This window comes from Erwinia sp. MYb416 (assembly GCF_037479575.1).
Classification (GTDB): domain Bacteria; phylum Pseudomonadota; class Gammaproteobacteria; order Enterobacterales; family Enterobacteriaceae; genus Erwinia; species Erwinia rhapontici.
Map to the genome: position 1 here is coordinate 1 of NZ_JBBGYT010000027.1, position 774 is coordinate 774.

The following is a 774-nucleotide window of genomic DNA, read 5'->3' on the forward strand; positions in this document are numbered from 1 at the left end:
GCGCAAAGCAGCAGCAGGTGGTCGCCAGCGTGAATGTGCTGATCGACGGGAAGTTTATTCAGGCACTCAAAGACCCGGCGCTACTGTGGCGCGGCAGCAGCAACCAGGTGATTCATCAGCTACGCTAGTCAGCAATAAAATGGGGAATAAAGCGTGATGTGTCTTTGGTGATCGGGCCGTTATCTTCGCGAAGACCGATGCCTGCGGCACTGTCGCCAACAATCCAGCTGCCGATCAGCGTATGGTCATCACCGAAACGCGGCAACGGTGCACAGGCCTGCCAGATACGCGGTTCATCGCCATATTCGCCCGCTTCACTGGCCAGCGTCTGCTGACCATCGCGGTCAGCATAAAGGGTGATATTGGCCCCTTCGCGTGAAAATAGCGGCTTACTGACAAAGCCACGCCACTGGCTGCCCATCTCTTCCGCCAGACGCCAGCCGGGTTTTTCCACCTCACCGGCAAACCACGCAGGGAGGAGATTGGGGTGCCCGCGATGCCAGCGCCACAGCAGCGGCAAGATGCCTTTATTACTGAGGATGGTTTTCCACAGTGGCTCGATCCACTGCTCGCGCCCCTTACGCAGCAGCGGGCCGAACTCATCACGCAGCATCCACTCCAGCGGATAGAGTTTAAATGCCTGCTGGATCACCCGTTCCTGCAGGTCAGTTAACACCCCGCCTACGCCCATGCCGATCTCTTCCAGATAGAGAAAACGCGTCTCCAGACCCGCCTGCCGTGCGCAATCCTCCAGATACTGCACCGTACCGCGAT

General features: G+C 58.4%; 2 protein-coding genes. One reads left to right on the forward strand and one right to left on the reverse strand.

The window, feature by feature from the left end:
• Positions 1 to 128 (forward strand): 4Fe-4S cluster-binding domain-containing protein (locus WH277_RS00240; RefSeq protein WP_339503667.1); only part of this gene is annotated, 128 nt, incomplete at its 5' end.
• Here WH277_RS00240 and WH277_RS00245 read toward each other — a convergent pair.
• The coding region (locus WH277_RS00245) for a glutathionylspermidine synthase family protein (protein ID WP_339503665.1) at positions 125 to 774 on the reverse strand (650 nt) is incomplete at its 5' end. The two genes, WH277_RS00240 and WH277_RS00245, sit on opposite strands and share 4 nt — an antisense overlap.